General features: G+C 39.3%; 7 protein-coding genes. 5 read left to right on the top strand and 2 right to left on the bottom strand.

The annotated features are described in order from the left end of the window. Positions 1-156: 156 nt before the first annotated feature. Positions 157-405, bottom strand: coding sequence for a hypothetical protein (locus H6G96_RS25745; RefSeq protein WP_190914770.1), 249 nt, complete (start codon positions 403-405; stop codon positions 157-159). Positions 406-1,133: 728 nt separating this feature from the next. On the opposite strand from H6G96_RS25745, the gene H6G96_RS25750 reads away from it, so the two are divergent. The 5 genes from H6G96_RS25750 to H6G96_RS25770 all read left to right on the top strand — a co-directional run bounded on the left by H6G96_RS25750 (position 1,134) and on the right by H6G96_RS25770 (position 6,516). Next, positions 1,134-2,309, top strand: coding sequence for a DNA double-strand break repair nuclease NurA (locus tag H6G96_RS25750; protein WP_190914772.1), 1,176 nt, complete (start codon positions 1,134-1,136; stop codon positions 2,307-2,309). Between the two features lie 486 nt (positions 2,310-2,795). Continuing rightward, positions 2,796-5,489, top strand: a complete 2,694-nt coding sequence (locus tag H6G96_RS25755) for a PAS domain S-box protein (RefSeq protein ID WP_190914774.1) — start codon at positions 2,796-2,798, stop codon at positions 5,487-5,489. Positions 5,490-5,697: 208 nt separating this feature from the next. Further along, complete coding sequence (locus tag H6G96_RS25760) at positions 5,698-6,045, top strand: transposase family protein (protein ID WP_190914776.1); 348 nt, start codon at positions 5,698-5,700, stop codon at positions 6,043-6,045. 34 nt (positions 6,046-6,079) lie between these two features. Beyond that, entirely contained in the window at positions 6,080-6,247 is a 168-nt protein-coding gene (locus tag H6G96_RS25765) for a hypothetical protein (protein ID WP_190914778.1), read from the top strand. Between the two features lie 62 nt (positions 6,248-6,309). Further along, complete coding sequence (locus H6G96_RS25770) at positions 6,310-6,516, top strand: hypothetical protein (RefSeq protein WP_190914780.1); 207 nt, start codon at positions 6,310-6,312, stop codon at positions 6,514-6,516. Between the two features lie 400 nt (positions 6,517-6,916). Here H6G96_RS25770 and nadC read toward each other — a convergent pair whose 3' ends face one another. Further along, positions 6,917-7,783, bottom strand: a complete 867-nt coding sequence (gene nadC, locus H6G96_RS25775) for a carboxylating nicotinate-nucleotide diphosphorylase (protein WP_190914782.1) — start codon at positions 7,781-7,783, stop codon at positions 6,917-6,919. Positions 7,784-7,983 lie beyond the last annotated feature (200 nt).

Below are 7,983 nucleotides of genomic sequence, written 5' to 3' on the forward strand. Positions count from 1 at the left end.
TAAACAGTAAGAGAACTCAATGCCTTTTGGGGCAGCGTCCACCAAAGCGATGTTGTCACGAGTAGGTGAAAATGTCGTTTAATCTCTATAAACCGACATTTTCACCCACGGGCAACAGCTTCGAGAACACTGCCGTTCCCAGCTAGAATTATTCAGCTAGTTTTTATCATCTGTTTGTAGCGCCTCAAAGCTCTGTGCTAACTTCTGCAATAGTGACTCAATTTCCTCATAGCACTCCTGTGAAGAAAGTTTTCCCAAAGTCTGTAGATTGCACAGATAACAGACACGTTGAGAAAATTCTTGAAGATTAGCATTGAATAAAAAGTTTTGAGGCGTAAACTTACCAAGATATTGATAGCGCTCGTGGAGGAAATTGTTTTTAGTTATCTGATTGTAATCATCCATATAAAAACCTTCTTAGCGAAAATTGAGGCTTGATTTTTTCAGGTTGTTTTTAAAATTATATCTAGATTACCTGAGGTGTTCATCACTCTGAGCAGGAAACAGAAAAGTTTCTCTTACTTGGATAAAAAAAAACCGCTAAAGATAGGTCTTTTAGCGGAATTTGAAAAGCACATTGTTTTTTTATAATCTTAATTCTCTGTGAGTCAACTTGCTATCCTCTTGCTGGATGATTGCTTTAGTATCTAAAGGCTGAAAAAATTACGAACGCCCTTAGCCAAACTACATTAAGAAAGGCTGAAAGCAATATAGGACAAGCTTTACCAGCATCAAAGCCATAAACCTCCCCTTTTTTTCGTGTTCTTGACTGGCTGAGAATCAGCGATGTCTACGACGAGCTACGCCTACGCCACGTTAGACTGTCTGGAACGTCCTAAATTGTGGACCCACAGATTATTTGTCATTATGGTCAAATAATTTGTCAAGTTCTTCACGCTTGTAAGCTTCGCTCCAGAGGAATCTGATTTTTAACATTTCTGATATGAAACACTAGAAATCACATGAACAATCGATGTAAAAGAATTTGGATTGTTGACAATGGCTCTGCCATTTTTTCCAAATAATTTATCGCTATAGAATATAGTAAAGATGAGAAAACAGAAACTTACGTTTTTCAATTTAGGTGAAATAATAACTCATAACTATTCACTCCTCACTTAACACTTACTTTTATGCTTGACCTGACAAAACTGGCGCGACAAATGCAGGGTTTAAGTCAGCATCTTACTTTAGAAGCTGCTGCCAGTCGCCAGCGTTTAGAATTGGCGCAACAACATCTTAAAAATGCTTACGAGTGTCAACAAGATTTAATCGATCGCCAGGAAAAATGGCGCGATCGCATTCTCTTTGCTAATGCTACCCCAATTGAGCCGTTAAAAACCTGCATTGATATCCCAGTTCCCCCAAAAATTCATACTGTCATCGCTACCGATGGTTCGCAAATTGCCCCCAACCATCACGAAATTGCTTATTGCTATCTCCTAAATATCGGCAGAGTCGTCTTACACTACGGGCAAAATCGTCATCCGTTACTCGATAGTTTGCCAGAGGTATTTTATCGCCCTGAAGATTTATATATGTCTCGGCAGTGGGGAATTAGAACCGAAGAATGGATGAGTTTTCGCCGCACTGCTTCAGAAACAACGGTATTGGCAGAACTTGCGTGTGCAGCGAAAGGGGAAGCACCAGCATTGGCGATGGTAGATGGTTCCTTAATTTACTGGTTCTTAGAACAATTGCCGATGGATGCACGCGATCGCATTTTACCCCCTATCCTAGAAGCTTGGCAGCAGATGCGTGATGCTCAAATTCCGTTGATGGGCTATCTTAGCGCCTCTCGCAGCATCGAAACAATGAACTTTTTACGGTTGTTAGCTTGTCCTCATCAAGTGCCAGACTGTAAAACTTATTGCCCAAATCAGCTAGAAAAAGTAGCTTGTAAAATTTTTGAACAGTTGCGAGATACTTCTGTTTGGGCAACCCGACTCAAGCCAGGACAACGCAGTACCCTGTGGCGCAGTAATTCCCCAATTATCGAACTCTACGGAGATCAAAGCATTTATTTTTGCTACGTCCACGTTGGTACGGAAATCGCCCGAATCGAAGTTCCGGCATGGGTAGCGGATAACACAACCATGCTAGACCAAGCATTGGGGCTAATGTTAGCACAAGTCCAAAAAGGATATGGCTACCCTGTAGCGATCGCAGAAGCCCATAATCAAGCAGTGGTAAAAGGTGGCGATAGAACGCGTTTCTTTGCCCTCCTAGAACAACAAATGATTAAAGCTGGTCTGAAAAATGTGGGAACTTCCTACAAAGAAGCCAGAAAGCGCGGCAGTATCGCTTAGGAATTTCCAGAGTTATCTACGGGTCTTGAAATTGGCGATCGCAGCCATCCAAATTCATGGTGTTTACATTTATTTCTATTAGTAGCACTGACACGCTAGCCGAGCTAGAGATAGCAAAACAGACATAATACCCTGGCAAACAATCTTAAACAGATTAAAGAATTGATGCTGTTAAGCAACAGGTGCTACCTTTATGTAACACTTCTTATCTTTAATTCAAAATATAAATGTTTACTTTACACCTTTTTTGGGAAACCTTTATTTAGTAGGGAATTAAGTTAAAACTAGCTTTTTCAGTAAAAACTAGTAGAAATTTATGGACTCTACTATTAAGTTTATTACGTATTTCCTCGTAAATTAAACACTCTTTAGAGGAACTGATACTAGATAGTTTTTAGCTCGATAGTATCTTATTAAGATGATTATTAAATTTACGAAAAACGTATTAAATTATTTTACCTAAAAATATTTATACCTGAGCAACTGATGCAATTAGTAGAATCTGAGTACAAACAATCTGAAGAAAAATACTCTCGATTTTTCTCACTTTCTATAGATTTATTGTGTATTGCTAATTTTGATGGTTATTTTAACTATTTAAACCCAAAATGGGCACAAACATTAGGTTGGTCAGATGAAGAGCTTATTAGCAAACCCTTTATCGAATTTGTTCACCCTGAAGACCGTGAATCCACTATTATTGCAGCCCAAAAAATTACACAATCTGTAGATGCAATCAGCTTTGAGAATCGGTATCTTTGTCGGGATGGTTCTTACAAATGGCTGTCGTGGAATGCAACTGGCTTCAGTGAAGAAAACTTGATTTATGCAGTAGCTCGTGACATTACTCTTAATAAACAGAATGAGATAGAGTTACAGAAATCTATACGAGAGCTAGAAGCTTTTAAATTTGCCTTAAATGCCCATTCACTGGTAGCTATTACTGATAAGACTGGAAGAATAACTTATGTTAATAACCAATTTTGTGAAATTTCTAAATATTCTAAAGAAGAACTTTTAGGGCAAGATCATCGTATTATCAATTCTGGACATCATACAAAAGAATTTTTTGCAAATTTATGGAAAACTATTGCTCAAGGAAAAATATGGAAAGGAGAAATTAAAAATAAAGCCAAGGATGGCAGTTTTTATTGGGTAGATACTTTGATCGCCCCAATGTTGAACCCAGATGGAAAACCCTATCAATATGTATCTATTCGTACAGATATTACACAGCGTAAGCTTTCAGAGTTAGCTTTATTGGAGCGATCGCGCTTGTCAGTTTTGAGTGCAGAAGTCAGTTTAGCCTTATCTCAAAGTGGTACGCTTCCAGAAATCCTGCAAAACTGTACAAATACTATTTCCCAATATCTTGATATCGCCTTTGTTTGTATCTGGACATTTGAAAGACAGACAAACCAGCTACAGTTGCAGGCTGGTGTTCATTGTACAGATGTTGCTTGTAGTGCTTTGAGTGATACCCAAGATTTCCCAAATCACATGGTTTTAGCTAATAATATTATTGGCTTAATGAGTCAAAACCATCAAGCTATTTTTAACGAAGAGCTATCAATTAATAACTCAAAAAACCTTCTTGATTCTACATCTTCAATTGTTCGATTTTCTGCTTATCCCCTGATAGTCGAGCAGCAGTTAATTGGTATAATAGCTTTATTCAGCAAGCAATTATTTACTGAACCAACTCATAATCTATTAAATTGGATTGCCAATAATATTGCTGTAGCTATTGACCGCATCTTGGCACGAGAAGAACTCCTCAGCCGTCGCGAGGCCCTATTACTGCGTCTAGCTAGTCAAATCCGCAGTTCTCTTAACCTAGATATGATCCTAGAAACTGCTGTTAATGAAATTCGCAGCTTATTACAAATTGATCGTTGCTACTTTCTTTGTTACTTACCGCACCCATCCCAACCAAGCCTGACTATTACCTATGAAGCACGAAATCTTAATTTACCAACGATGTTAGGCAGTATTCCACTGCAAAAAAGTACTTTTTTAACAAAAGTACTTCTCTCTCAAGAGCCAATTTGTATCGACAATATTAATAGTAATTCACATCTTGATTATGATATGCAAGAACTTTTAACTGAGTTTGGCATTACATCTCAACTAATGCTACCAGTTAAGAGTAATTCCGGAGAGATTGGGGCAATTGTGTGTAGTCATTGCAGCGGCGATCGCATTTGGACTAACAGTGAAATTAACCTATTAGAAGCTGTTTGTGATCAACTAGCGATCGCCATCGATCATGCACAACTTTATACCCAAAGTCGCTCTGCTACTTTAGCTGCTCAAACTCAAGCCACAAAACTCACCGAAACATTGCATAAATTGCAGCAAACTCAATCTCAACTGATCCAAAATGAAAAAATGTCTAGCTTAGGACAGTTAGTAGCTGGAGTTGCTCATGAAATCAACAATCCAGTTAACTTTATTCACGGCAACTTAACCTATGCTAACGAATACTTTCAAGAGATGTTAACCCTATTGCACCTTTATCAGCAACACTATCCCAACCCCCAGGCAGAAATTCAGGATTTTGCTGAAAAAATTGATTTAGGATTTATTACCGATGACCTTTCTAAACTCTTATCTTCAATGAATATGGGTACTAATCGTATCCGTGAAATTGTTTTAGGATTGCGAAATTTTTCCCGTCACGATGAAGCAGAGAAAAAACTAGTTGACATTCATGAAGGAATTGAAAATACACTATTAATTTTGCATCATCGCTGGAAAAACAACGGTATTGGATTGGATATATCTATTGTTAAAGAATATGGTACTTTACCCTTAGTTGATTGTTATCCTGGACAGCTTAATCAAGTATTTATGAATGTTTTGACTAATGCAATTGATGCTTTAGAAGAGTCAATGTCCAATTTAAAAACAACTGATAAACCGCAAATTATAATTCGGACTGAAATTTTAGATAATAAATTTGTTGTAATCCGAATTGCTGATAACGGATTAGGAATGGAGGAAAACGTTAGAAAACGGTTATTTGATCCCTTCTTCACAACAAAACAGGTAGGTAAGGGAACAGGACTAGGACTATCAATTAGCTACCAAATTGTAGTAGAAAAACATGGTGGAATTTTGAATTGTCTATCAGAACCGGGAAAAGGCACAGAATTCTGGATTGAAATTCCAATTTAAACAGGATTGAATAAGCCCATCAGAAAAATTCTGGCGACTTTACTTTCATTGTTTTAGACTTTGAACCTCTAAAAATGCGATATAGCCTAATCACGTGAGGTATATCATAGCCCCCTCCTCGCTTGCGGGGAGCAGGGTGGTTTCATACAAACAGAGAAAAATAATAATGATTTATAGGGGGTAATGAAACATTTACAACAGGCGAAGTATGAATCTGATCGAGCAGTTGCAACAAGTTCCAGACTATCGGCATATCCGAGGAGGAAGACACGAACTATGGTTAGTTTTGTTACTGATATTACTAGGAGCAATGACGGGGTATTGGGGTTATCGACCACTAGAGGACTTTACTAACGTAAATCGGCAAAGCTTGATTCAAATGTTAGAACTGACACCTGATATGAAGTTTCCTTCATACTCGACATTCCGACGGGTACTAAAAACCATCGATTTTCAGCCATTAACAGACTTATTTAATATTTGGGCATTGGCGATCGCCTCACCAAAACCAGAGGAAGATTGGCAGTTGATGCTAAGAGCATTCGTTGCACACTGACAGATTATAGTCATATCAGAACTTTATCTCGGTTGTGTCAGTATTTAGTCACCAACGTGGTGTTGTTGTCCAGATGCAAGCATTTGCTAATAAACAAGTTAGCGAAGTCGCAGTTGTGCAACAGTTAATATCTGAGTTTACAGGTCAAAGCGTTATGTTTACCCTTGATGCTCTGCACTGTCAAAAAAAACAGTATCGTTGATTATCAATGCTGATAATGATTATTTGATTGGATTGAAGGAAAACCAGCCTAAACTCTACAAAATGGCTCAAACTCAATTCCTTCAATCACCTCCACTCAGTTGTGCCACAGCTATTGATTCGCGGCATTCAAGAATCGTCAAACGCACTTGCCAAGTATTTGCAGTTCCAGAATCACTTCCAAATCAATGGGCTGGACTCAAAACATTTGTTGTTGTCGAGCGTCAGGGTGAACGCGATCGCCAACCATTTCATGAATATCAGTTTTAAATTTGTAGTCAACATCTCGAAGCTCAACAATTGCTTGCTGATACTCAAGGACACTGGGGAATTGAAAATCGACTACACTGAGTCAAAGATGTTACTTTTTCCGAAGATTTTCCACTGCGTCGTGGTTGCAATGCTCTTGTTAATTGGGCAATTTTGCACAGCTTTTTCATTACGATATGATCGCCAGATTTTTTGGTTTCCGAACTATCCCTCAAGCACAACGTGCCTTATCCAACCAACTCCAAAAGGTTTTTTCTCTGTTTGTATGAAACCACCCTGCCCTTCCCTGCAAGGGAAGGGGGTTGGGGGTGGGGTTCTTGTACCTCACAAGGGCTGAAAATTGCAATAATATTACATTACATTACATTGACTTTACAGTGGGATGATTTGGCTTATTTAGCTAAAATACAATCCTCATGCTCAAATCCAACCACTTTGACTGAGTAATCGGTGCACTGCTAGAAATATAGTCAACACCCGTCTCTGCTACACCGCGAATCGTCTCTAAAGTCACATTCCCTGAAGCCTCAATTTTCACGCGGCTATCCTGCTGGCGAATCAACTGCACCGCCTGACACATCAGATCCAAAGGCATATTGTCCAACATGATAATGTCAGCATTGTGCTGCAAAGCTTCTTTCACCTGCTCTAAACTTTCCGTCTCTACCTCTATAGTCAAGGGATAAGGTATCTGAGAACGAATACGGGTAACTGCTTCTTCAATTCCCCCAGCCGCCGCAATGTGATTATCCTTAATCATCACCGCATCATCCAACCCCATGCGGTGATTAATTGCCCCGCCTAAAGCAGTTGCATATTTTTCCAACAGTCTCAGCCCTGGTGTAGTTTTACGCGTATCCACCAACTGAGCAGGTAAATCGGCAATTTTCTCTACATATATATTAGTTAGCGTAGCAATCCCACTCAACCGCATAGCCAAATTGAGCGCAACCCGTTCCCCCATCAGCAGTGCATCCAGTGAACCATGAATTTCAGCTACTACCTGTCCCGCTTCACACCATGTACCTTCAGCCACAACCGCCGCAAAACGGACTTTATCAGTCAAAATCTGAAACACCCTAGCTGCAACTGGTAAGCCAGCAATTATCCCTGAAGCTTTAGCTATCCATTTAGCCGAGCCTAGCGTCACATCTTTTACTAGCAGTGTATTTGTTGTGCGATCGCCCCGGCCAATATCCTCCAACAACCAGCCATGCAACAGTGGATCTAAAACCAACCAGGGGGGCAAAACACCAGAATTCTTCACAACTTCATTTCTTCCTTCGTGACTTCCAGCAATACTATAGCCTATAACCCTTACTCTCTAAGGCTTTCATAGAGACACAGAAGCAGTTCCAAATAATTTTGGAAAAATAGTTGACACAATGAAGTAGGTTCGTTATATTGAATAAGTGCCTGAAGCGGAGCGCGAAAGAGCGACGCTTTGAGGGAACTGAACCTTGAAAA

This window comes from Nostoc sp. FACHB-892, from assembly GCF_014698795.1.
Classification (GTDB): domain Bacteria; phylum Cyanobacteriota; class Cyanobacteriia; order Cyanobacteriales; family Nostocaceae; genus Nostoc.

Excerpts from the sequence above, each read along its gene's own strand:
- H6G96_RS25745 (WP_190914770.1), bottom strand. The coding sequence starts at position 405 with ATGGATGATTACAATCAGATAACTAAAAACAATTTCCTCCACGAGCGC.
- H6G96_RS25750 (WP_190914772.1), top strand. The coding sequence starts at position 1,134 with ATGCTTGACCTGACAAAACTGGCGCGACAAATGCAGGGTTTAAGTCAG.
- H6G96_RS25755 (WP_190914774.1), top strand. The coding sequence starts at position 2,796 with ATGCAATTAGTAGAATCTGAGTACAAACAATCTGAAGAAAAATACTCT.
- H6G96_RS25760 (WP_190914776.1), top strand. The coding sequence starts at position 5,698 with ATGAATCTGATCGAGCAGTTGCAACAAGTTCCAGACTATCGGCATATC.
- H6G96_RS25770 (WP_190914780.1), top strand. The coding sequence starts at position 6,310 with ATGGCTCAAACTCAATTCCTTCAATCACCTCCACTCAGTTGTGCCACA.